The sequence below is a fragment of the Desulfurella sp. genome (genome assembly GCF_023256235.1).
Classification (GTDB): Bacteria; Campylobacterota_A; Desulfurellia; order Desulfurellales; family Desulfurellaceae; genus Desulfurella.
Window position 1 is genome coordinate 20,920 of record NZ_JAGDWY010000026.1, and the last position, 22,587, is coordinate 43,506.

Consider the following 22,587-nt stretch of genomic DNA (forward strand, 5'->3'; position numbering starts at 1 on the left):
TTTTTTAATTGTTTATAAACAGGTGCTGGAGATTTTAATATACTCTCAAAAAGGCAAAATTCTTCCACGCTAAAGTTCAAAGTATTTTGGCTTAAAAAATTATTCGCAATTTCAATAAGCCCTCTTACTTCAGAAATTTGCGTAGCTTTTAGCCTTGCAAGTGTAATATGGCAAACATGGTTTTCTTTTGTAAATAGGGCGTCAAGACTTGAAGCAATGTTTAAGAAGTCAATATTGTTATCTTGGCCCACCCAAAAGATTCTAGGATCTTTAAGGCTTTTAAAAATGCCGCTTTTATCAAGTCTTATATCAAATTTTTTGTATTTTAAAGCAATATTTTCTAAAAATTTTGTAATTGGTTCTATGTTACTTTCTAATAATTCTCCCAAAAACTTAACCGTAATATGCAAGTTTTCTATTTTTGTAAATTTTATACCGCTTGATTTTGGCAAGCGCTCTATTAAAAGATTTAATTTGTCTTTAATATTTTGTGGTAACTCTATTGCAACAAAAGCTCTCATAAACTTTTTGACAGAATAAATTCTCTTAAAAAAAGTATGGCAAAATTAGTTACTTTTTGCCTTATAATATTGTACGTACCATCAAATTCCCTAATTAGCATATCAAAAGTTTCATCTTTATACAATACAAAAAATAAAAACCTATTATATTGATTATCATTCAAAATTGTAATAGAACAATCTGAATTGCCAAATTGCAACAAAGCGTTTGAAATCTCTTTTGCGATTGATTGACTAAAGTAGCCATATTTTTCTATATATTTTTGATCTATACCAAAAAAGTAAGATAAAGACTCTATAGGGCAATTGTCAATACAAAGTGCAATATAATTTTTGCTTTTTTCTTGTGACATTAATTTGCTTGTAAAACAACCATTTGTTGACAAATCAGCAATGGATAATTTTGTTAAAGTTTTTTCCAGTACTTCGATTAATGCTTGATTGCAATCCTGGGCACTATATGTAAATATTTTTGATTTTTTAATTTTTGAGTCAAACATATTGGTGTTTTCAAGTTTTATATAGCTTAAAACTTCATCGGAAAAAACTGTGTTTTGTGTGTTTATATTTCCTTCAAAAACGCCTATTACCTGACTTTTAATATTGAATAGTTTTTTTAGTTCAGAAAAATCAAAACTGTCATCTAACTCTTGAGGTACAAAAACAACAGGCTTTCCGTAAACAATATCTGAAAATATGCCATCTGATAATTTTTTGAAACCAGAAGCTACAATGTAGGCTTCTTCTTTAAATACGCTTGGACGCTCAAAACTAACAAGCATAATTTTTTGTAGTTTATGCCATAAATTTTTTGAATAAACAATGAATAAGCCATCTGAATTTTGGAATGCAAACTCTATTGACCTGCGCATGTCATTAAAATCGCTTGCACAAGATAAAGTTATAGAGGAAGTTTCACCAATGTTTCTTATGCGGCTTAAGTAATAGTTGTGGGAATAGGGTATATCTAAAAATACTACAGAATAACTCATCTAAATATAATATATAGCAAAATGCCAGCCATAAATCCGCCCACTAAATCATCAAGCATTATCCCAAGCCCTCCGCTTATGCGTTCTAAAAAATTCAGTGGGGGCACTTTTGATATATCAATAATTCTAAAAAATAAAAATCCAAGCCACACAGCCCAAAAAGAATAACCTACAAACATAAGTGTAACAAGCATACCTACTACTTCATCGATAATTATGAATGATGGATCTTTTATATTATAGGCACTTTCTACAATTTCGCTGGCAATTGTACCAATTACAAATAAACATGATACTGTTAATGCATAAATACTAAACGAAGTTTCTTTTAAAAACATATATATTAAAATGCCAAATAAAGAGCCCATAGTGCCTGGTGCATACGCGGTATAGCCAATCCCAAACACTGTAGCTATTATATCTGCAATTTTTTGTATATCATCTTCAAACTTCATAATGCAGAATCTAAAAACTCAATGAGTCTATCTATGTGCTCTTTTTCAACAATCAAAGGTGGCTCAAACCTCAATGTGTCATTGCCAGCTTTGCCAATTAAAATTTTGTTTTCCAAAGCTTTTTCAACTATTTCTTCGCATGGTTTGTCAATGGATATGCCAACAATTAAACCTATGCCTTTTACAGATTTTATTGAGGCTTTTTTTTCTTTTAAGTGCAAAAGCTGGTTTATAAAATACTCGCCTGTTTCTTTTACATGAGATAAAATATTGTTGTTAAATATAAAATTTATAACTTCGCTTGAAACTTTTGTGGCAAGTGGATTACCTCCAAATGTAGAACCATGCGAACCAGGCATAAAAGCGCTTGCCACATAATCTTTTGCAAGCATAGCACCAATTGGTACGCCAGCTGCCAATCCTTTTGCCAATGTAATAATATCTGGTTTACAATCATATATCTCATAAGCAAAAAACTTTGAAGTCCTGCCCATCCCGGTTTGAATTTCATCGTCTATAAGCAATATGTCATTTTTTTTGCAGTAATTGATTATTTCTTTGACAAAATCCTTATCTACCTGATTTATGCCACCTTCTCCTTGTATGAATTCTATCATTACAGCGCATGTATCTGGATTGACTTTAGCATAAAAATCATCTATATCGTTAAATTTTGCATACACAAAGCCTTGCGTTATAGGCTCAAAACCTTCCTGATATTTTTTTTGACCAGTTGCTGCGAGTGTTGTAATTGTTCTTCCATGAAAGGAATGTTCAAATGTCAGTATTGTTTTTCTGAATTTTGAATACAAACGGGCAAGTTTAATGGCCGCTTCGTTTGCTTCTGCACCTGAGTTGCAAAAAAATACCTTATCTGCACATGAATGTTCAACGAGTAACTGTGCGGCTTCGGCCTGTTCTTTTATGTAATATAGGTTTGATACATGTATGAGTTTTTTTGCTTGTTCGCAAATTGCATTTACTACAATATCATGTGAGTGCCCGAGAATATTTACAGCAATGCCTGCTAAAAAGTCTAAATAAGCGTTTCCATTATTATCGTATAAGTACATTCCTTTTCCATGATCAAAACAAACCTTAGCTCTTTTGTAAGTATTTGCTGTATATTTATCTGATTGTTCAAAAACATCCATATAGCCTCCTAAAAAACTAATCATTTTTTAAATATATTACTGAACGTATCATTTATCAGATTGCTCAAGCTTTCAATTGAATACTTTTGTGCTTTTTTTAAAGCAAATGTTCCCATCAGGCTTAAATCTTTATCATGTATACAAGTTAATGCTTTTTGCAGGCTTGAAACATTTGGTTTGCAAATGATTCCACATGAGTCGTCAACCACTTCGTTTAAACAACCTACATTTGTTACCACACAAGGCTTAGAGCACGCAAGAAATTCCAGCGTTGTCCTTGCAATAGCCTCTGAATCAATTGAACTTACAACACCTACATCAAATGCGCTAATTATATCTTCTACATCATCCCTGAGTTTGCTTTCTATAATTACACGGTTTTCTATGTTTAGCTGTTTTATTTTTTCCAAGATTTCGCTAATTTTTATTTCTGTTTCATATACAAGCATAAATAGTTTTGCGTTAAACTCAAGTTTTGCAAATGCTTGGCAAAGCATAGATATGCCTTTTACCTTCGAGGTTCTACCAATAAACCCAAAAACAAAATCTGAATTGTCTATGCCAAATTCTTTTCTAATCCTTAGAGCTCCTTCTTTTTTAAATGTAAATTTTTTTATATCGACAACGCCATTAATTATGCTATGGGGAATTTTAACTATATTTTCATATCTTTTGGTGCTTAAGAAAACATAATCTATGCAATGCCTGTTTAGAGATGGTTTTCTATTTTCACCAAAAATTCTAATGAGCTTAAAATTAAAGTGATTTTTTAATAAACATGCCTGAAAAGTTGCATCTCCTCTAATTGTAAGTACAATATCTGGTTTTATGGCATTTAGATGCATTCTTATTTGATTTAGATTTTTAAAAAAAACTATGGGATTTTTGGTGCGTAAATTGTTTATATGGTATTTGGTTATTGAAGCGTTATTAAATGATCTATTTTGGATTTTTCTTTCATTATCCTTAGAATAATATTTATCTATGTAACTATCTTTCTGGCATATTAAAGAGACTTGATGAGATTTTTCTAAGGTTTCCAAAAACGAGTTGCCAAGGAAAGTTAAAGAGCTATTCCACGGCTCATCTAAAATAATTGCTATATTCATCTTGTCTTTTTTTCAAATTCACCAGAAAAGTTTCTTCTACGCTTTAATTCTTCCAAAATTGCATCAAAAGGTATTTCTTTGTATGCTAGTGCAACTAACAAATGATACAAACAATCGCTTGCTTCGTAAATTATATGTGATTTGTCGTTTTCTTTTAGTGCAAAAAGAAACTCCAGTGTTTCTTCGTTTAATTTTTTTGCAATTTTTTCCAGGCCATCTGAAAATAATTTAGCAGTATAAGAGTTTTGAGGCATATCTTTTTTTCTTTGAAGTATGGTTTTGTAAAGTTCGTCAAGAATGGTTACCTTGGACGCATGTGAAGGATCTACTTTCATGGGAGATTCTTCGCTATCGCCTAGAATGACATTTTCAACATTATAAATAGTTTCTTTAAAATTTTTATCAAGCTGTGGTTGGATTTCTATTATCTGATCCCTAAAATATTCTCTATAAAAACAACTTCTGTGAAATGTATGGCACGCACAACCCACCTGTTCAACTTTGTAAAGTATACAATCCTCGTCGCAGTCAAATAAGATTTGTTTTATTTTTTGTACATTGCCGCTTTCTTCGCCTTTTTTCCATAATTTTTTTCTGCTTCTTGAAAAGTAGTGGGCATAACCTGTCTGGATGGTTTTTTGCAGTGCTTCTTTATTTGCATATGCAAACATTAAAACATCTTTATTGTAAAAATCTTGAGTGATAACAGGCACAAGCCCATCTTTGTCAAACTTAATTATCTGGCTTAGCTCCATATTTTTATAATATCTCAAAAATACTTTCTTGTAAAGTGTTTTTTAAATTTTGACACATAGCGCAATAAATTATAAAATTTGCTTGTGTAAGCGAAGTTAGTCATCCTGAGTGTAAACGAAGATCTACTTTGTACCATTATAAAGTGGGGAGATTCTTCGGGCGTTGCCCTCAGAATGACGAGAGAGGGTGTCATCCTAAAGCGTAAACGAAGGATCTAGTTTCTTTACCAATTCCTGCGTGTGGGAGATTTTTTGCTAGCGTTTGAGAATGACGCAGGCTAAGTTTTTTAAATAGGCGTAAGCCTTGTTGGAGGTAAAATGCGCATTATTGATACAATTGGCAAAACACCTTTAGTGGAGCTTGGTTTAAAAACCAATGCAAGGCTTTTTGCAAAATTAGAAACAAAAAATGCTACATTTTCGGTTAAAGATAGGGCTGCATATTTTATGATTAAAGACGCCATAGATAATGGCAAACTAAAACCAGGAATGGAAATTATTGAGCCTACAAGTGGAAATACTGGCATTGCTTTATCTTTTTTAGGTAAAGTATTTGGTTTTAATGTAAATATAGTAATGCCTGAATCAATGAGTAAAGAACGCATTAAGTTAATGGAATTATTTGGAGCAAATGTGATTTTAACAAGAGCTAATTTAGGTATGAAAGGCTCAATTGAAAAAGCAAATGAGATTTTGAAAACTTCAAATAAATTTTTTATGCCGGATCAGTTTAATAATCCTTCAAACCCAAAAGCACATGAACTTACTACAGGTCCTGAAATTTTCGATGCTTTAGATGGCAAAGTTGATGTTTTTGTAAGCGGTGTTGGAACAGGCGGTACAATAACTGGCGTTTCAAGGTTTTTGAAAAAAACAAAAAAAGACTGCATTTGCGTGGCAGTTGAGCCAGAAAATAGCCCAGCTATAAGCTCATTTTTAAAAAATATTGATTTTAAACCTAAGCCTCATGCAATACAAGGCATAGGCGCTGGATTTGTACCGAAAAATCTAGACTTAAGTTTAATTGATAAAATTGAGTTAGTAAAAGATGAAGAAGCAATAGAATACGCTATTTACTTATCTAAAAAAGAAGGTATTTTGGCTGGCATATCAAGCGGAGCAAATTTTGCAGTTGCTTACAAACTTGCAAATAAAAGTGAGTATAAAGATAAAAATATCGTGTTTATGGTTTGCGATAGCGCAGAGCGCTATTTAAGTACAATCTCTATCCACCCTTGATAGCTTGACCAATCTTGAAGATAGGTAGATACATTGCTATAACAAGAGTTCCTACTATGACTCCCAATACTACTATAATTATGGGTTCTAACATTGTTGTCAGATTTTTTACACTATTGTCCACTTCTTCTTCGTAGTATTGTGATACTTTAACAAGCATATCTTCTAATTTTCCCGTTTCTTCGCCAACAGAAATCATCTGTGATACCATATCCGGAAAAATCCCGGCTTTTGCTATAGGCTCAGACAAATTTGATCCTTCTTTTACTGCTTCTTTGACCTTCGTTAAGGTATTTTCTATAACAAGATTGCCCGAAGTTTTTGCGCCTATATCTATAGCTTCAAGGATGCTTACGCCACCTGAAGTAAGCATTGATAAAATAGAAGAAAATCTGGCAATAGATGTCTTTAAAATGAGTGTACCAAGTAAAGGTAATTTAAGCATAAGTGAGTCTACATATGTTCTAAATTTTATACTTTTCTTTTTCGCAATAACAAAAGCTCCAATAATTATTGCAAGAATTAGAAGAATTACAATAATATAGTCTCTTAAGAAATTACTTACGCCAATTACAATGCGTGTTAATAGAGGTAATTGCATACCGCTATCTGCATACATTTTACTGAATGTAGGTATTACAAATGTTAATATCAAAGCAATAACTGCAACAGCTACAATACTTACCATTGTTGGATAAATTAAAGCACCTTTGAGTTTGCGTTTTAGCGCCAGATCTTTTTCCATAGTAATAACAAGTCTTTGGAGCACTGCATCTAAGTTACCGCTTGTCTCGCCTGATTCTACCATATTTATGTATAAATCAGAAAAGATATCTTTATGTTCCCTTAAGGCGTTAGAAAATGAAGAGCCGGCTTCAACTTTTTCTTTAATATCTGTAATGATTTTTTTAAGTTTTGTATTTTTTACTTGTTCTATTAATATATTAAAAGCAGATACTATAGGTATACCAGCATTTAGCATAATGGATAGTTGTTTTGTCATAATCATTAAGTCTTTAGGTTTTACCTTGTTTAAAAAATCCAGCTCAATTGGTGGTGCTGATTGTTTTATGGATAAGACATCAATATTTTGTTTTTTCAATTTCATTATAGCAGCTTCTTTGCTATCAGCTATAACTTCTCCTTTGCGCTTTACATTGTTTATGTTACCTTTCCACCTAAAGTATGGCATAGTTAACTCCTCATATTAATTTTTATCCTATCCATCATGTTTTTTAGCTCATCTTTGTTTAAAGATGCATTTAGTGCTTCATTGTAGGATATTAAGCCTTTTGAGTAGAGTTCAAACAATGATTGGTTGAATATTTTCATACCGGTTTTTTCCTGTCCTATTTGCATTGTTGAGTATATTTGGGGGATTTTGTTTTCTCTAATTAAATTCCTTATAGCTGCATTTGGCACCAAAATTTCAACTGCTACAACTCTTCCAGAATTATCTTTTTTCTTTAATAATGCTTGTGTTACAATGCCTTGTAGAGATGTAGAAAGTTGAACTCTAACTTGCTCTTGTTGTGATGAAGGAAATACGTCTACAATTCTTGTTATTGTTTCTGCTGCTGAATTTGTATGAAGCGTAGCAAATACTAAATGGCCAGGTTCAGCTACAGTAAGTGCTGCTGCTATTGTTTCTGCATCCCTCATTTCACCAATTAAAATGACATCCGGGTCCTGTCTCATAATATGTTTTAAGCCTTGAGCAAAACTTGATGCATCCGTGCCAATTTCCCTTTGGTTAACAAGAGCTTTATCGTGCTTGTATGTAAATTCAATTGGATCTTCAAGCGTAATAATGTGAACGGGTCTGGATTTATTAATCAAATTTAAAAGTGCAGCCAAAGTGGTGGATTTACCAGAACCTGTAGGTCCTGTAACTAAAACCAATCCTTTCGGTAAATTAGCAAATTCTTTTATTATAGATGGTAAGCCTAAAGTGTTAAAATCTGGGATTTCTTGCGGTATTATCCTAAAAGCTCCAGCAACAGAGCCTCTTTGCATAAATACGTTTGCCCTAAATCGTGCAAGATCTGGTACGCCAAACGAAAAGTCCACATCAAAATTTTCTTCAAAGCGTTTTCTATTTAACTCGTTCATTACGCTGTAGCATAAATCACGCGTATCTGTAGGAGTTAACATGTCATAATCTAAATTTACAAGGTCGCCATTTACTCTTGCCCTTGGTGGAGAGCCTACTGTAATGTGTAAATCACTGGCTTTGATTGAACAGATATGCCTCAAAAGTTCAACTAAATCTTTTGGTTTCATAAAATACCTCTTTTAGTTTATAGCCACACTTAAAACTTCTTCAAGCGTTGTTACGCCTTGCTTGACTTTTTGTAAACCATCCTGTTTTAAAGTAAGCATACCTTGCTCAAGTGCTTTTTGTCTTATATCGTTTTCAGGTTTACCGTTTATTATCATTTCTCTTATTTCATCTGTTATCGGTAGGACTTCAAATATTGCCATCCTGCCTTTGTAGCCTGTATCCAAACAATGAGAACAGCCTTTGCCTTTGAAAATCTTTATATCATTTAAATCCGATTCAGAAAAACCAGCTTTTAACAAAACTTCTTTAGGTAAATTAACAGGCTGTTTGCAGTAGGAACAAATTTTTCTAACCAGTCTTTGAGCCAAAACCAACCTAAGTGAACTTGCAATTAAGTATCTATCTATGCCCATATCTACAAGTCTTGTGATTGCAGATACCGAATCGTTTGTATGGAGTGTAGATAACACAAGATGCCCGGTCAAAGCAGCTCTAACGGCAATTTCTGCAGTTTCTGTATCTCTAATTTCGCCAACCATAATAATATCTGGGTCCTGCCTTAAAAATGCCCGAAGGGCGCTACTAAAAGTTAAACCTATGTCTTCTTTTACCTGCACCTGATTAATGCCTTCTAGATTATACTCTACAGGATCTTCAACAGACATAATATTTCTGTCTTCCTTGTTTAATTCATTTAAAGCGGCATAAAGCGTAGTGGATTTACCAGAACCTGTAGGTCCTGTAACAATAACAACGCCGTTTGGTAAGTTTATTGCGTTTCTAAATCGCTGCAAGTCAGTTGGTCTCATGTTTATGTTGTCAAGCGAAACTTTGATATTTTCCCTATCAAGTAGCCTCATAACTAATTTTTCTCCAAATACCGTAGGCACTGTAGATACCCTTAAGTCAATTAGTTTACCAAGTGTTTTTATTCTGATTCTACCGTCTTGGGGTAGTCTTTTTTCTGCAATGTTGAGCTTTGACATAATTTTAAAACGTGTAATAAGATTTGAAGCAATTGTTTTTGGTGGTGTGTTAACTGTTTTTGCTTTGCCATCAATTCTAAACCTTACTCTAAATGTATTTTCGTATGGTTCTAAGTGAATATCCGAAGCACCTTCTTTGACGGCAGATTCTAATATACTGTTTGCAAGCTTAATAATAGGTGCATCGTCAATATTGCTTACTTCATCATAATCAAGGCTTTCTATTTGTTCAATAGAACTCTCTATATTTTCTGTTACATTTTTTACCAAAACTTCTAATTCTTTAGTTGTTCCATAATATCTTACAAGATACTCATTAATCTGACTTTCTTTGGCAAGATAAATGGATATTTTTTTGCCGGTAAGAAAACGTATTTCGTCTATTAAAAAAACATTTTCAGCATTAAACAAAGCTATTTTCAGTACATTATTATCTATTGCAAACGGTAAGATGCGGTGTTTTCTTACAACTTCGCTAGGTATTGAATTGATCGCTTCTTTTTGAATTTGAATTTTTGAAAGGTCAATTGTTTCTAAGCCATATTTTTTAGCCAAAAACTCCAAAAGTTCATCTTCAGTTATTATATGTTCTTCTACAAGTATTTTACCAAGCAAATCACCTGTCTGGGCTTGCTTTTGCAATGCTCTATCAAGTTGTTCTTGTGTAATTTTATTTTCGTATAAAAGCATTGTGCCAAGTAATTGCCTGTTAGCTTGAGCCATTTATAACCTCAAATGCATGGTTTATATCAAACTCAATGTCAGTCCAGATTTTAAATGCATGGTATGCCTGATAAATAAACATTTTTGTTCCATCTATACTATTTATTCCAAGACTTTCAGCTTTCTTTATAAGCTCAGATTTATAAACAATATCTATTAATAAACTATTTTTGTTTAATAAATTTAGATCAATGATGTCTTCGCTACCTAATATGCCAGCTGATGTTGTGTTTACAATAATTTCATTTTTATATATATCTTTTTTTTCTATTAAATTAAGTGTTATTAAGTCTCCAAATTGCTCTTTAAGTTTAAAAGCATTTGCAAATGTTCTATTGTAAATATTTAAAGATTTAACGCCTTTTTTATAAAAGGCATAAATGCAAGCAGCAGATGCTCCGCCAGAACCTAATATGCAGATGCTTTTGTTGCAATCTATATCTTTTATGGTTTCAAAAAAGCCAAGGTAATCTGTATTGTAACCCAAAAGTGTCCCGTTTGAATTTTTAATTGTGTTTATTGATCCAATAATTTTTGCTTGACTCTCGATAGAATCTAAGAATTTAATCACTTCGTTTTTGAAAGGTAATGTAACGTTTAAACCTTTAATACCAAGACCTTTAACGCCTTCTATGGCTTGTTTTATGTTGTTTACTTCAAACGCTAAGTAAACGGCATCAATACCATATTTTTCAAACATAGCATTGTGTAACTTCGGTGATAAGCTATGCTTTATTGGTTTACCAATTATCGCGTATAATTTAGTTTGTGGCCCAATCAATCCCGATACTCCTTTGTTTTATTGTTGTATTAAATTCTATCACAATATCGGGTTTAATTTCAAGTAAATTCGGCCATTCTATAAAAAAAATTGCTACTTGATCAAAGTATTCAAAAATTCCCGTGTTAAGAAGCTCTTCTTTTGTTTGAATTCTATATAAATCCATATGTATTACTTTTTTTTCTTTTGTGTAATATTCATGTGCGATAGTAAAGGATGGGCTTCCTTTGAAATCTTTAATACCTAGATAATGCAAAACAAATCTGACAAAAGTTGTTTTACCACTTCCTAAGTCTCCTTTTAAAAAAACAATAGCTTGCTTTTTTTGTTTTATTATTTGTGCAAATTCTTGTGCTATTTTTTTTGTTTGGGATAGTGTTTTTACATTATAATATATCATTCTTTGTGGTAGGGTATATTTTTAATTATTGTAAAACTTCTATACACGCTTTCGCATACAATTAATCTTGCGATTTGGTGTGGAAGTGTAAGTTTTGAAAGAGAAAGAAAAAAAGCATTTTTAAAAGATTTTTTATCTATTCCAAAAGCACCGCCAACTACAAATACCATAGTTTTATTGATTGTTTTGATAAGATTTGCAAATTCGTATGAATTTAGTTGTTTGCCGTTTTCATCGAGTATAAATACGAAATCATCTGGTTTAATCTTTTTTTGTATAAACAAGGCTTCTAATTTAAGCGTTGAAGGTTTAATATAAATCATTTCGGTACTGCAAAATGCTTTTATACGTTTTATATAAACTTCACAAAAACTATCCAACTTAAGTTTTTTCCCCACAAAAATAAACTTTACTTGCATTCAAAAATGTCAATTGGCATATCTTTCCATAAATACTCTAAGTCTATTTCTTTTCTTTTTGATTCACTGAATAAATGAATAATTATCAGTCCGCAGTCTATAAGTATCCAGTCACCCTTTTCATCACTTTCCACATGGTTAATTATACTTAATTTTTCAAGCTCATCCACACAAGCAAGGGATTGATTTAAAGAATTACTTGTGCCTATAACAAAATAATCAAATAAAACCTGTATATTTTTCATGTCAATAATTTTAATGTGTTCAATTTTTTTTTCGCACAATATATCTAAAATTTTATTCATTAAGGTAAAACCTCTTTTCTAAAATCATTTTTTCTACATCGTATGGTACAAAATACCTAATGGTTTTTTTTTCTTTAACACGTTTTCTAATCTGACTTGAAGATATGTCTATTTTTCGGTAATAAATATAAGCGCTTTGGTGTCTTGGGGGGTATTTTGCAATTTTTTTTGCTTCAATAAATTTTAGCCAGTTATATTTTAGCTTGATTTGCTCTATGCTATATTTGGGTCTTGTTATAATTATAAAAGTTATTTTGTTTAATAGCTCTTTGTAACCTTTCCATGTGTCAATGCCCAAAAATGCGTCTGCACCTATGCAATAAAACAGTTCATCATTTTTGTATTGTTTTTTTAACAAATCAATTGTATCTACAGTATAGCTAATTTCTTTTGAGTTTATTTCGATATCACTTACTTCAAAGCCTTCAAGACCAGCTACGCTTAAGGCAACCATATCGTATCTGTCTTTTGCACTTAGATCAATAATCTTTTTGTGAGGCGGTATGCCTGTTGGTATAAATACAAATTTATCAATAAAAAAATACTCCTTTATTTCAATTGCACTGATTAAATGACCAATATGTATAGGATTGAATGTGCCACCAAAAAAAGCTATCCTCATGATCTTATTTGACCATTTCCTCTAATTTTATATTTGTATGTTGTAAGCTCTTCCAAAGCCATTGGACCTCGTGCATGCAATTTTGAAGTACTTATACCTATTTCTGCTCCAAAACCAAATTCACCACCGTCACTAAAACGTGTAGAAGCATTAACATAAACACAAGCAGCATCAACTTTATTCAAAAAATCTTCTGCATTTGTGTAATTTTGTGTAACAATGGCTTCTGAGTGTTTTGAGCCGTACTCATTGATATGCTCTATTGCCTGGTCTGTGCTATCAACGATTTTAATGGATAGTATGTAATCTAAATACTCTGTTTGCCAATCTTCTTGAGTTGCTTGTTTTATATTAGGTAAAATTTTAAGCGTGTTTTCACATCCTCTAAGTTCAACAATATTTTCAAATTTTTTTGCTAGAGCAGGCAAAAACTCATTTGCAATATTTTTGTGGACCAAAAGTGTTTCTATGGCATTGCAAACGGATGGTCTTTGAACTTTTGCATTGTATGCAATATTTAATGCCATATCAATATTTGCGCTTTCGTCAATATAGAGATGACACAAGCCTTTGTAATGCTGAATTACTGGCACTGTAGCGTTTTTAGAGATAAATGTTATAAGTGATTCTCCGCCTCGCGGGATTAACAGATCTATATACTTGTCCATTTTAATTAAATGTTCAATAGCTTGTCTTTCTGTTTTGTCTATAAATGTTAAAAAATCGGGGTTTATATTGAATGATTCAAGTGTTTGCCTAATTAGTGAGCTTAAGTATTTATTTGTGTTAAACGCTTCTTTTCCACCCCTTAGCACGCATGAATTCGAACTTTTGAAACACAATGCAAATGCATCAACTGTTACATTTGGCCTTGCTTCGTATATTATTGCTATTGTTCCAATGGGAACACGCACTTTTTCTATCTCAATGTCATTTTTTAGCTTCCAGCCTTTTATAATTTCGCCTACCGGGCTTTTAAGGTTTATTATAGTATGTAAAGACTCAATTATTGAATCAATTCTTTTTTCATTCAAAGTAAGTCTATCTGTTAGGGCTTTAGAGATGTTACTTGATTGAATATCTTTTGAGTTTTCATCTATGATATGGTTTTTGTTTGTGCTTATGTTGTGAGCAATTTTTTCTAAGCAAGCATTTATTTTTTCTTCGCTTAAACAGATTTGTGAAGCTTTTTTTGCTTTTTTACATAGATCTTCAATATAATTAAACATAAATGCTCCTTTTAGCTGTTTTGCAATATTATTATATTATCTGTACTTATTACATCATCTCGAGTTTTATGACCCAATATTTTATCAATTTCCTTTGAATGAATGCCTTTTATTTTTTCAATATCAGTAGAATCATAATTTACAATGCCTTTTGCTACTGATTTGCCTTCAAAGACAATATCTACTACATTACCTTTTAAAAAAACACCTTCAATATTTTTTATACCTTTTGCCAGGAGTCCTTTGCGTTGCTTTATACTTTCGAACGCACCGCGATCAATGTATAGTTTGCCCAAACTTAAACAATTATTGATCCAGTATACTTTTGATTTTACATAGTCTTTCGGTAAAAAAATTGTATAAAGGAAATTTTTGTCTAAAAATAAACTTTTTATAGGATTTGTTTTTTTACCATTAATTATGACAGCAGTTTTGCCACCTTTTGATGCAGTTAGAGCTGCTTTTATCTTGCTGGCAATACCGCCTTCTCCTAGCTTACTTTTACCTTTTAGGTTTTTTAATAAAGGTTCTTCATTGGTAATTGTTTTTATAAGTGTGCTATCTGGATATAATTTTGGGTCTTTATCAAATACACCATCTACATCTGTTAAAATTATAAGCAAATTACCTTCAACAAGATTTAAAATATGAGCCGAAAGGCTATCATTGTCACCAAACATTAATTCTTTGACTGCAACCGAATCATTTTCGTTTACTATGGGTATTATCTTTAAACCAAAGAGTGCTTCAAATGTATTTTTGGCATTTAAATAGCGCTTTCTGCTTAATATATCTTCAATACTTATCAAAACTTGCGATACATTTAGTAAATAATGTGCAAATGCTTTAGTATATAAACTCATCAAGTAAGGTTGTCCGATACTTGCTAAAGCCTGTCTAAGAGGTAGGTTTTCGGGTTTTTTCTTAATTTTTAGAATTTTCATACCGCATGCAACAGCACCGCTAGATACAATAAGTACTTCTTTATTTTGATTTATTAAAAAAGAAACATCCTGGGCTATTTCATTAATCTTATTAATATCTATATCGTTGTTATTTGCTACAATAGCACTACCAACCTTAATAACTATCCTTTTATATCTGTTTATATCTATATATTCTTGGTTATCCAATCAAGGAGCTCCTTTATATTTGTTTTCTTTAGTGCGCTTATAAAAAAAATATCATAAGGTGTAAATTGTTTTTTAAAGTTTTCTTTATCTATATTTGCTACAATATCAATCTTATTTAAAGCAATTGCAAATTTTTTAGTTGTTAAACCTAACCCATAAGAGTCAAGTTCTTTTATTAAAATATCAAAATGCAATTTTGGTTTATCTGTTATGTCCAAAATAAATAACAAAATTTTAGTGCGCTCAGTGTGGCGTAAAAAAGTTGTACCCATACCTTTGCCTTGACTTGCACCTTCAATTATGCCAGGTATGTCAGCAACAACAAAATTTCTTTCATTGTAAGAAACATAACCTAAATGGGGTACAATTGTTGTAAAAGGGTAATTGGCAACTATCGGTGTCGCATTTGAAATTGACCTTAATAAACTGGATTTTCCAGCATTTGGAAAACCGACCAAACCTACATCGGCAAGCAATTTTAACTCGAGTATGATTTCTTGCTCTTTGGTTTTTTTGCCTTTTGTAGCAAATCTTGGCGTTTGGTTTGTTGAGGTTGCAAAATGAGAGTTCCCTTTGCCGCCTTCACCGCCGAAACTCGCAATAAATTCTTTTTTATCTGCATCCAGGTCAGCCAATATATTTCCATGAATGTCTTTTATTACTGTGCCTATTGGAACTTCTATTACTAAATCCTCTCCATTTTTACCTGTTTTATTATTTGAAGAACCGCTTTGACCATTTTGTGCTTTGAAAAACTTTTGAAAACGAAATTTTAGAAGTGTATTTTCATGTTTTGTTGCTTTAAATACAATGTCACCGCCTTTGCCACCATCGCCACCATCAGGTCCGCCTTTTGCTATAAACTTTTCCCTTCTAAAGCTTACACAACCATCCCCACCATTACCTGATTTTATTGTGATTTTAGCATAATCTATGAACATTTTGTTAAGCTATTACACTAACTATCTTTTTTCCTAATTTTTCTCCGAATTTTACTGTTCCGCTTTTAAGAGCAAACAAAGTGTAGTCTTTTCCTAATTTTGTATTCAATCCAGGATGAAAATGGCTCCCTCTTTGCCTAACAATTATTTCGCCAGCATTAACAAATTGGCCGTCTGATCTTTTTACACCAAGCCTTTTGCCAATAGAATCCCTTCCGTTTTTACTACTGCCAAGCCCTTTTTTATGTGCCATTTAATGCCCCCCTATTAAGCAAGAATTTGCGTAATTTTTACTTGTGTAAAGTGCTGTCTGTGGCCAATCTTTTTCTTAAAGCCCTTTCTTCTTTTAAATTTAAAGTAGAGAAAGATATCAATGAACCAATATTTAATATTCTTTATGTAACATATACCGACATTGGGCCAATATATAAAATTTATGATGTAGTAATTACAGAAAAAAAATACTATGAATATATAAGTAATTACATAAAGAAATATGGAAAGATTCCTTTGGCACTAGAAATTTTTACTGGCGAATTTGTTAAAGGACGTAAAAATGTAGAAATTAATGAAGAATATTTAGTAAAATCTCCAAAAGAGATAACATTTGGTATTTTGGAGTGATAAAAATGAGGATATGCGAATATGTCCTTAACGTATTTTCCTTGGATTCTATTAAAAATCTAATTAGAATAGGAGAAGTAAGTAATGTCTTTTTTAATGATAAAGAAATTAAAACTTATAGTTCATCCGTCAATATGCTTAATAAAACTTTGATTAGGTCAGGTTCAATTTCTTTGAAAGTAGAGAAAGAAGGCCATGAGCCGTTATATAAAATTTATGGTACAAAAATTCCAAATGAGGAATATGTAGACAATTACATAATGAAACATGGAAAGGTTCCAATAGCATTAGAAATTCATTATTTAAAAGACTTTAACGTATTTGAATCATATAGAACATTTCCTGCATTTAATGTAAAGATACGTTTCTGGAGTATAGGTGATGAAAATGAAATTCTGTGAATACATGGCCAATCTTCTTTCCTTGGACATATTATTTAAACAAGTTAAGATAGGGAAAATAGAAAAAGTTTTTGTATATAGATATAATCATTCTGAACAAAATATATTATACCTGGAGGGTGCTAATGATAGTGCTTTTATATTTAGAGTAGAAAAGGAGGCCCATGAGCCGTGGTATAAAGTTCTTGGACTTGATGAGCCGACCGAGGATGAAAAACGTATAGATTCATACATAAAGAGATATGGAAAGATTCCTTTGATGCTAGAATTTCATACTTGGTATTATATTTATTCTGATGTTAATTCTATGCGTTTGGAAGAATTTTCATGTTTACAGAGGCCATATGGAGTATTTTTGATGTATAGGTGATGAAAATGAAGATGTGTGAATATTTAAATAACTTTATTTCCTTACATGTATTATCTAAACAAGGTTTAACAAAAGAAACACTTTTTGTTAAATTTGATAAATATGTTTATTCTACAGACAATATAATATTTAATCGATTCATACTTATTTACTATTTATTTAGAGTGGAGAAGGAGACTTATATGCCTCTACATAAAATTATTGGAGAACATATTGGAAATGAAGAAAAAGTAAACAAATACATAAAAAAATTCGGAATACTTCCCATTGTGTTAGATGTTAGTTGTGATGACTCTTTTAATGTCATTTCTTTAGAAGAATCATTTGAACCTGACCTTTTTTCTGGGAAATTCAAAAAACCTACGGAAAAAATAAGTTATTTGATATTTAGAGGTGATTGATATGAAGATGTGTGAGTATATGAATAATATTATTTCATTGGACATGTTATCTAAACAAGGATTGAGAGGAAAAATAGATTATGTTAATTTTTATAAAAATGTTTTTGATGAACCAAATGATAATTATATAATACTCTTTAATGGAATTAATTACATTTTTTTTAGATTGAGAGTAGAAAAAGCATTTGAGGATAGAATATTACCTTTGGTATTAGATTTTTCAAGTTTGTATTACTATGGCCTAAATATGACACGAAGGACATTGCCTGCATCTGTAGTAAAATTAATGTTTGGAGGCGATTGGGAATGAAGTTGTGTGAATATTTGAATAACCTTGTTTCCTTAGATAATATATCTAATCAGGTTTTGAAAGGAGAAATAAAAGAAGTTGTATTTCTAAAATATGTTTATACTGAAGACAAAACAATATTTAAACGATTATTTAGTACTCTTTATAAATTGAGGGTAGAGAAGAGGGCCAATAAGCCATTATATAAAATTTTTGGAGAACATATTGAAAATGAAGAATTGGTAGATACACTCTTCATAGAACAATATGGAATGCTTCCCCTGGCGATAGAAATTTTTTATCAAAAAGACCATGGTGTTTTTATAGAAGAGGCGTTGTATTCTGACCTTTATTCTGGGAAATTCAAAAAACCTACGAAAAAAGATGTTATTTTGTTTTTCGGGAAGGATGTAAATGTATTTGTGTGAGTATGTAAACAACCTAGCCGATATCAGCCACCTTTGGATTTTAATTTTAAATACTAGTCAGAAAGGAATAGATATAGGTGTAAATATAGACCAAAAATATACTACATATTCTATAGCAGTTAATATAGGCCCTGTTTTAAGCGACATTCACAATGTAGTGTTTTACAATACAATGAAGGTAAGATATAGAAATATTAAATATCCATTCATTACATTTACAAATATAGGATACTCTCTAACCATATGGGAAGGAAAAACTAAAAACTTAGATACTCTTAAGGAGGTAAAGTTCATATTCAGTTGAGGTGATTGAAATGAATATGTGTGAATATGTAAACAATCTTATTTCCTTGGATATAACAACTAAACAAACTATAGAAAGAGTAATATATTCTGTTGGAATTGAAGAATATGTTTATTTAGGTATCTCTCAAATATATGATTTTCCAGGATTACCTCCTACTTATAAAATTGTTGTATTACCTTCTTCTTATAAATTTAGAGTAGAAAAGGTTGGCCATGAACCAGTATATAAAATTGTTGGAAGACATCTTGAAAATGAAGAATATGTAGATGAATACATAAAAACACATGGAATAATTCCTATGGTGTTAAAAATTGGTTATTATTATGATATGGATATTTATGTAAAAGAGCCATTTAATCTTAGCATTTTTTCAGATAAATTAAAAAAACATAAAAATAAAGAAGTATTTTTACGGTTTTGGTGATGAAAATGAACTTCTGTGAGTATATGAATAATATTCTTTCATTGAATATGCTTAATAAACAAATTATGGCCAAATACATAAGGAGAGTTGCTTTAAACAAAGAGTTAGATTATACATTATCTATAATGGGAATATATAATGAACACCCTAATGATGATTATATTTTTTTGAGAGTAGAAAAAGAAGGCCATAAACCATTATACAAAATTATTGATAAATATATTGAAGGTGAAGAATATATAGATAATTACATAATAAAACATGGAATAATTCCTATGTTGTTAAAAATTACTGCTTTTTATGAGCCTTTTGGAGATCCTAAGGATATTTACATTATGTTAGACGAATCCTATTTAGGTAGTAGTAGTTTTCCATTCGGTGTACATTTGGAGTTTAAGTGAGAAAAGGTATAATTCCCCTTGAACCCAAGACATACCTCAAAAAATAGCCCAATACGTAGGGGGGTAAATTCAAAAAAAGGCCAATTCTCATTTCCCCTTCCCTTCCCTACTTTTTTCATTAAATATCGGTGGCCTCAATGGTAATACAGATGTGCCACCGTATCCACGAGCGACCCAACTGAAATTATTGCATTGACCACAAACACTATCCTGTAAAATATGTTCGGCTCAATGACGGCCATCACGGTGTTGAGGCCTGCAGTCGTTATAAGGCCATACGCAACGTGCGTCCTGCCGTGCTTGAAGTCATTAACCCATTCTTCCCACGTCTGCGTGGAACAGTTCTCTCCCATGCCAATAGTTATATTTTATCGAATATTTAAAATTTACTTATTATTATTATGATTTTTATAAAACATGACGAATTTCGTCTGGTTATCGGGTTACCGATAGGTAACCAATACTCGGTTACCTCGTCTCAGATATATAATTTTATTTTTATATTTCTCTTTAAATTCTCCCAAATCCCTATATAGTATATAATTAGATAGATAGATAGATAGATAGAGAGTCGATAGTATTTTTTACCAATAAAAATAATAGGTAACCAGGTAACCAATTTTTTTAACCCATATATACCCATATATTTTTTTCCTATATAGAAAAAGGGGGGAAATTTTTTTTATTATGATCATCCGAGTATTTTTATAATTTTCAGATGCTTTTCTACACGTCATTTAGAAAATATAAAATTATTAATAATATTTCGGTTTAATAGAATTTGAAATAAAATATCGTAATAATAAATTCAATTGTAATAAAAAGATAAAAATAATATCAATTTTATTCAAATTGACATATGAGAAATTGTCGGGTCGTTGACAAGGATGAGTGTCTTTCTCGTCCTTGTGATGGCCACGTACTTGATACGCATTTCTGAATCGTAAATATTTCTATCCGAAAACATTTCCATGTATGTAGTTCTTGGGACGTTCTGTATCAGGAGGACGTTATCGGCCTCCCTCCCCTTGGCGGCATGGATGGTATCTATTTTTATTATTTGTTCGACATCTATTTTTTGGCCTGAAGATAAAAGATTTCTGACTGCGTTTTTCTTATTTACAGGTATATCCATCATATCCAAAATTTCATATTTATCGAACTTCTTTACGAAAAATGAATTGAAATAGTCATCGGTCTTATAAAACAGGTTCTGTGGTAGTTTGTCATACTTTCTCTCCTCGAACTTGGATTTTATCCCACGAACAAGGACGTTTGCTGGAAGATTTACAATTATCTTCCTCATATTTTCAAAATCTTTTGGAGGCCAGTCCATAAATATGCTTGCCAGTTCGATGGCCGACATGTTGTACGGAGACAGATAACTGTGGTTTGAGTTTATTGTGAGGTATGGGTATTTCAAGATATTTAAAATCTTTGTTGCATGCAAAATATAATACCTTGTCCGTGCAAGGATGAACTTTGACCCATCCATCTCGGCAAGCATACGGATTGCCTGTTCGAGATTGTTTAATCTTATGACTTTCCCGTCCCATTCCGCTGGCTGGAAATCTTTCTTTTCACGTGTAGTGATTTGTTTCAGTGTCTCCATTGCAACGTCTCTTATCTGTCTTGGTATTCTGAAACTCTGGTTGAGATATATTTTTCTGGTATTTGAAGCAAACTTCAGCATATCCCTGACATCCGCACCGTCGTAGTAGTATATATTCTGGTCGTCGTCGCCTGCAACAACGAGTTTTTCTATCTTTCCAGAGGAATACCACTTCTCAATGATTTTCCACATGATCGGCCGCATGTCCTGAACCTCATCTACAAGCAAAAGGCCAAGGTTTGGCAAAACGTATATGTTCTTAAACACTTCTGTGATGATGTCTGTGTAATCGGCCTTGCCTTTCTTGAACTTGAAATCGTTATACTTGTCAAACAAATATCCAAAATCAATTCCGTTTATGTAAAACTTCGTCATTTCATGGATATGTTTCTCGGCCTCTATGCCGTATTTAAGGTACAGATAATTATATCCACGGAGAAACTGTGTAATTTCATCCTCCTCCTCTATTTCCTCATTGTTTATATCGATTGTTGCGGTCTTTTTCAGCCCAGTAATGCGTGCAAACTCAGTATAATCGTCATCGGTAAGGAAACTGTCCATGTCCCACCCGAGAAACCGCGTGAACGCAGAGTGAAACGTCGAAACGTACTCTTTTGACAAATCCATTCTCCTTCGTGCATCCGAGGCCATCGACCGCGAATACGTGATATACAACGCATCATCTCTCCCAGAACTCGTGTATGATGAAAATATGTGTTCGAGCGTATAAGTTTTACCCGTCCCAGGGGGGCCAAACACGGTCGTTTTTTCGGGGAGATCAGAATAACTAATCATCATATTAGACAATACACTTCACCTCTTTAATTTTTTGTCTATTCTGTGGGTATTATAATGTGGTACTCTTTCTTTTCTTTTCACTACTTTACCGCAAATCTTACATTTATATTTTTGTGTTACATGTTCTTTTGTTTCAGTCTTTGGTAATTTTTCGAATTTTTTTGCTATTGTCTCTCTCATTTCAATCACCCTCTTTTTCCTCTATAAAATTTATGCGTATAATGTATTTTTTGTCATTAATTTTACAATATAATTCCAAAGGTTTATTGAGTTCGGCCATTGCGGGTATATCTATTTTTATATTATATTCCAAAAACTTAATGGTCATATCTTTTTTATTATTTTTATATTTATTCATTTTTCAGTCACCTCTTACTGTAAAATCATTTATATCTCATCTCCTGTATTATTTTAATTAGATAAACATTCAATAATTTAAATTCCTCATTAATATTATCAACATTCTTCTTTAATTTAAATAATT

At 31.8% G+C, this 22,587-nt stretch carries 31 protein-coding genes; 9 read left to right on the top strand and 22 right to left on the bottom strand.

All coding sequences use genetic code 11. The annotated features are described in order from the left end of the window. The 6 genes from thpR to hisIE form a co-directional block, all read right to left on the bottom strand. A partial coding sequence (gene thpR / locus Q0C22_RS02660; protein ID WP_291490527.1) for an RNA 2',3'-cyclic phosphodiesterase occupies positions 1–521 on the bottom strand: 521 nt, incomplete at its 3' end. Continuing rightward, the gene (locus Q0C22_RS02665; RefSeq protein ID WP_291490528.1) at positions 518–1,513 is read right to left on the bottom strand and encodes a hypothetical protein; all 996 of its coding nucleotides are present in this window, start codon (positions 1,511–1,513) and stop codon (positions 518–520) included. The genes Q0C22_RS02665 and thpR, both read right to left, overlap by 4 nt. Then, positions 1,510–1,968 (bottom strand): phosphatidylglycerophosphatase A, encoded by a 459-nt coding sequence (locus Q0C22_RS02670; protein WP_291490529.1) that lies wholly within the window; start codon positions 1,966–1,968, stop codon positions 1,510–1,512. Before Q0C22_RS02670 ends, Q0C22_RS02665 begins: the two co-directional genes overlap by 4 nt. Further along, positions 1,965–3,122, bottom strand: a complete 1,158-nt coding sequence (locus Q0C22_RS02675) for an aspartate aminotransferase family protein (RefSeq protein WP_291490530.1) — start codon at positions 3,120–3,122, stop codon at positions 1,965–1,967. The genes Q0C22_RS02670 and Q0C22_RS02675 overlap by 4 nt, the downstream gene beginning before the upstream one ends. Before the next feature lie 20 nt (positions 3,123–3,142). Next, the gene (locus tag Q0C22_RS02680) at positions 3,143–4,231 is read right to left on the bottom strand and encodes a glycosyltransferase family 4 protein (protein ID WP_291490531.1); all 1,089 of its coding nucleotides are present in this window, start codon (positions 4,229–4,231) and stop codon (positions 3,143–3,145) included. Beyond that, positions 4,228–5,004 (bottom strand): bifunctional phosphoribosyl-AMP cyclohydrolase/phosphoribosyl-ATP diphosphatase HisIE, encoded by a 777-nt coding sequence (gene hisIE, locus Q0C22_RS02685; RefSeq protein WP_291490532.1) that lies wholly within the window; start codon positions 5,002–5,004, stop codon positions 4,228–4,230. Before hisIE ends, Q0C22_RS02680 begins: the two co-directional genes overlap by 4 nt. A gap of 300 nt (positions 5,005–5,304) precedes the next feature. Here hisIE and cysK point away from each other — a divergent pair, with 300 nt between their 5' ends. Then, positions 5,305–6,225 (top strand): cysteine synthase A, encoded by a 921-nt coding sequence (cysK, locus tag Q0C22_RS02690; RefSeq protein ID WP_291490533.1) that lies wholly within the window; start codon positions 5,305–5,307, stop codon positions 6,223–6,225. Here the strand turns inward: cysK and Q0C22_RS02695 are convergent. Genes Q0C22_RS02695 through Q0C22_RS10420 form a run of 13 tightly spaced genes read right to left on the bottom strand, consistent with a single transcriptional unit; the run spans position 6,212 to position 16,546 of the window. Next, entirely contained in the window at positions 6,212–7,417 is a 1,206-nt protein-coding gene (locus tag Q0C22_RS02695; protein ID WP_291490534.1) for a type II secretion system F family protein, read from the bottom strand. The genes cysK and Q0C22_RS02695 overlap by 14 nt on opposite strands. 2 nt (positions 7,418–7,419) lie before the next feature. Next, the gene (locus tag Q0C22_RS02700; protein WP_291490535.1) at positions 7,420–8,508 is read right to left on the bottom strand and encodes a type IV pilus twitching motility protein PilT; all 1,089 of its coding nucleotides are present in this window, start codon (positions 8,506–8,508) and stop codon (positions 7,420–7,422) included. A 12-nt stretch (positions 8,509–8,520) separates the two neighbouring features. After that, positions 8,521–10,218: a type IV-A pilus assembly ATPase PilB gene (gene pilB, locus Q0C22_RS02705; RefSeq protein WP_291490536.1), complete on the bottom strand. Its 1,698-nt coding sequence runs from the start codon at positions 10,216–10,218 to the stop codon at positions 8,521–8,523. Continuing rightward, positions 10,205–10,999, bottom strand: coding sequence for a shikimate dehydrogenase (gene aroE / locus Q0C22_RS02710; protein ID WP_291490537.1), 795 nt, complete (start codon positions 10,997–10,999; stop codon positions 10,205–10,207). The genes pilB and aroE overlap by 14 nt, the downstream gene beginning before the upstream one ends. Next, positions 10,980–11,399 carry a tRNA (adenosine(37)-N6)-threonylcarbamoyltransferase complex ATPase subunit type 1 TsaE gene (tsaE, locus tag Q0C22_RS02715; RefSeq protein ID WP_291490538.1) on the bottom strand — a complete coding sequence of 140 codons (420 nt, stop codon included), beginning with the start codon at positions 11,397–11,399 and terminating at the stop codon, positions 10,980–10,982. Before tsaE ends, aroE begins: the two co-directional genes overlap by 20 nt. Continuing rightward, positions 11,396–11,818, bottom strand: coding sequence for a 23S rRNA (pseudouridine(1915)-N(3))-methyltransferase RlmH (locus Q0C22_RS02720; RefSeq protein WP_291490539.1), 423 nt, complete (start codon positions 11,816–11,818; stop codon positions 11,396–11,398). Before Q0C22_RS02720 ends, tsaE begins: the two co-directional genes overlap by 4 nt. Then, positions 11,809–12,123, bottom strand: a complete 315-nt coding sequence (rsfS, locus tag Q0C22_RS02725) for a ribosome silencing factor (RefSeq protein ID WP_291490540.1) — start codon at positions 12,121–12,123, stop codon at positions 11,809–11,811. Before rsfS ends, Q0C22_RS02720 begins: the two co-directional genes overlap by 10 nt. Beyond that, the gene (gene nadD / locus Q0C22_RS02730; protein ID WP_291490541.1) at positions 12,116–12,745 is read right to left on the bottom strand and encodes a nicotinate-nucleotide adenylyltransferase; all 630 of its coding nucleotides are present in this window, start codon (positions 12,743–12,745) and stop codon (positions 12,116–12,118) included. The genes rsfS and nadD overlap by 8 nt, the downstream gene beginning before the upstream one ends. Next, positions 12,742–13,974 (bottom strand): glutamate-5-semialdehyde dehydrogenase, encoded by a 1,233-nt coding sequence (locus Q0C22_RS02735; RefSeq protein WP_291490542.1) that lies wholly within the window; start codon positions 13,972–13,974, stop codon positions 12,742–12,744. Before Q0C22_RS02735 ends, nadD begins: the two co-directional genes overlap by 4 nt. An 11-nt stretch (positions 13,975–13,985) precedes the next feature. Beyond that, entirely contained in the window at positions 13,986–15,107 is a 1,122-nt protein-coding gene (proB, locus tag Q0C22_RS02740) for a glutamate 5-kinase (RefSeq protein ID WP_291490543.1), read from the bottom strand. After that, complete coding sequence (obgE, locus tag Q0C22_RS02745; protein ID WP_291490544.1) at positions 15,086–16,048, bottom strand: GTPase ObgE; 963 nt, start codon at positions 16,046–16,048, stop codon at positions 15,086–15,088. Before obgE ends, proB begins: the two co-directional genes overlap by 22 nt. Positions 16,049–16,052: 4 nt before the next feature. Next, positions 16,053–16,301: a 50S ribosomal protein L27 gene (gene rpmA / locus Q0C22_RS02750; RefSeq protein ID WP_025392452.1), complete on the bottom strand. Its 249-nt coding sequence runs from the start codon at positions 16,299–16,301 to the stop codon at positions 16,053–16,055. 14 nt (positions 16,302–16,315) lie between these two features. Then, positions 16,316–16,546 (bottom strand): bL21 family ribosomal protein, encoded by a 231-nt coding sequence (locus Q0C22_RS10420; RefSeq protein WP_367172092.1) that lies wholly within the window; start codon positions 16,544–16,546, stop codon positions 16,316–16,318. Positions 16,547–16,677: 131 nt separating this feature from the next. Here Q0C22_RS10420 and Q0C22_RS02760 point away from each other — a divergent pair, with 131 nt between their 5' ends. From Q0C22_RS02760 to Q0C22_RS02795, 8 genes are read left to right on the top strand one after another with little or no spacing between them, the layout of a single operon-like run. Next, a complete protein-coding gene (locus tag Q0C22_RS02760; protein ID WP_291490546.1) occupies positions 16,678–17,073 on the top strand; it encodes a hypothetical protein in 396 nt (131 codons plus the stop codon). Continuing rightward, positions 17,060–17,443 (top strand): hypothetical protein, encoded by a 384-nt coding sequence (locus tag Q0C22_RS02765; RefSeq protein ID WP_291490547.1) that lies wholly within the window; start codon positions 17,060–17,062, stop codon positions 17,441–17,443. Before Q0C22_RS02760 ends, Q0C22_RS02765 begins: the two co-directional genes overlap by 14 nt. 5 nt (positions 17,444–17,448) lie before the next feature. Further along, positions 17,449–17,844, top strand: a complete 396-nt coding sequence (locus Q0C22_RS02770) for a hypothetical protein (protein ID WP_291490548.1) — start codon at positions 17,449–17,451, stop codon at positions 17,842–17,844. Between the two features lies 1 nt (position 17,845). Continuing rightward, complete coding sequence (locus Q0C22_RS02775) at positions 17,846–18,154, top strand: hypothetical protein (RefSeq protein WP_291490549.1); 309 nt, start codon at positions 17,846–17,848, stop codon at positions 18,152–18,154. Then, entirely contained in the window at positions 18,151–18,561 is a 411-nt protein-coding gene (locus Q0C22_RS02780) for a hypothetical protein (protein ID WP_291490550.1), read from the top strand. The genes Q0C22_RS02775 and Q0C22_RS02780 overlap by 4 nt, the downstream gene beginning before the upstream one ends. Beyond that, positions 18,548–18,865 (top strand): hypothetical protein, encoded by a 318-nt coding sequence (locus Q0C22_RS02785; RefSeq protein ID WP_291490551.1) that lies wholly within the window; start codon positions 18,548–18,550, stop codon positions 18,863–18,865. Before Q0C22_RS02780 ends, Q0C22_RS02785 begins: the two co-directional genes overlap by 14 nt. Before the next feature lie 10 nt (positions 18,866–18,875). Continuing rightward, a complete protein-coding gene (locus Q0C22_RS02790; RefSeq protein WP_291490552.1) occupies positions 18,876–19,292 on the top strand; it encodes a hypothetical protein in 417 nt (138 codons plus the stop codon). A gap of 5 nt (positions 19,293–19,297) precedes the next feature. Next, entirely contained in the window at positions 19,298–19,693 is a 396-nt protein-coding gene (locus Q0C22_RS02795; RefSeq protein WP_291490553.1) for a hypothetical protein, read from the top strand. Between the two features lie 847 nt (positions 19,694–20,540). On the opposite strand, the gene Q0C22_RS02800 is transcribed toward Q0C22_RS02795, so the two are convergent. Genes Q0C22_RS02800 through Q0C22_RS02810 form a run of 3 tightly spaced genes read right to left on the bottom strand, consistent with a single transcriptional unit; the run spans position 20,541 to position 22,461 of the window. Beyond that, positions 20,541–22,103, bottom strand: a complete 1,563-nt coding sequence (locus Q0C22_RS02800; RefSeq protein ID WP_367172090.1) for a UvrD-helicase domain-containing protein — start codon at positions 22,101–22,103, stop codon at positions 20,541–20,543. Between the two features lie 15 nt (positions 22,104–22,118). Next, the gene (locus tag Q0C22_RS02805; protein WP_291490554.1) at positions 22,119–22,283 is read right to left on the bottom strand and encodes a hypothetical protein; all 165 of its coding nucleotides are present in this window, start codon (positions 22,281–22,283) and stop codon (positions 22,119–22,121) included. Position 22,284: 1 nt separating this feature from the next. Beyond that, positions 22,285–22,461, bottom strand: a complete 177-nt coding sequence (locus Q0C22_RS02810) for a hypothetical protein (RefSeq protein WP_291490555.1) — start codon at positions 22,459–22,461, stop codon at positions 22,285–22,287. Positions 22,462–22,587: the final 126 nt, after the last annotated feature.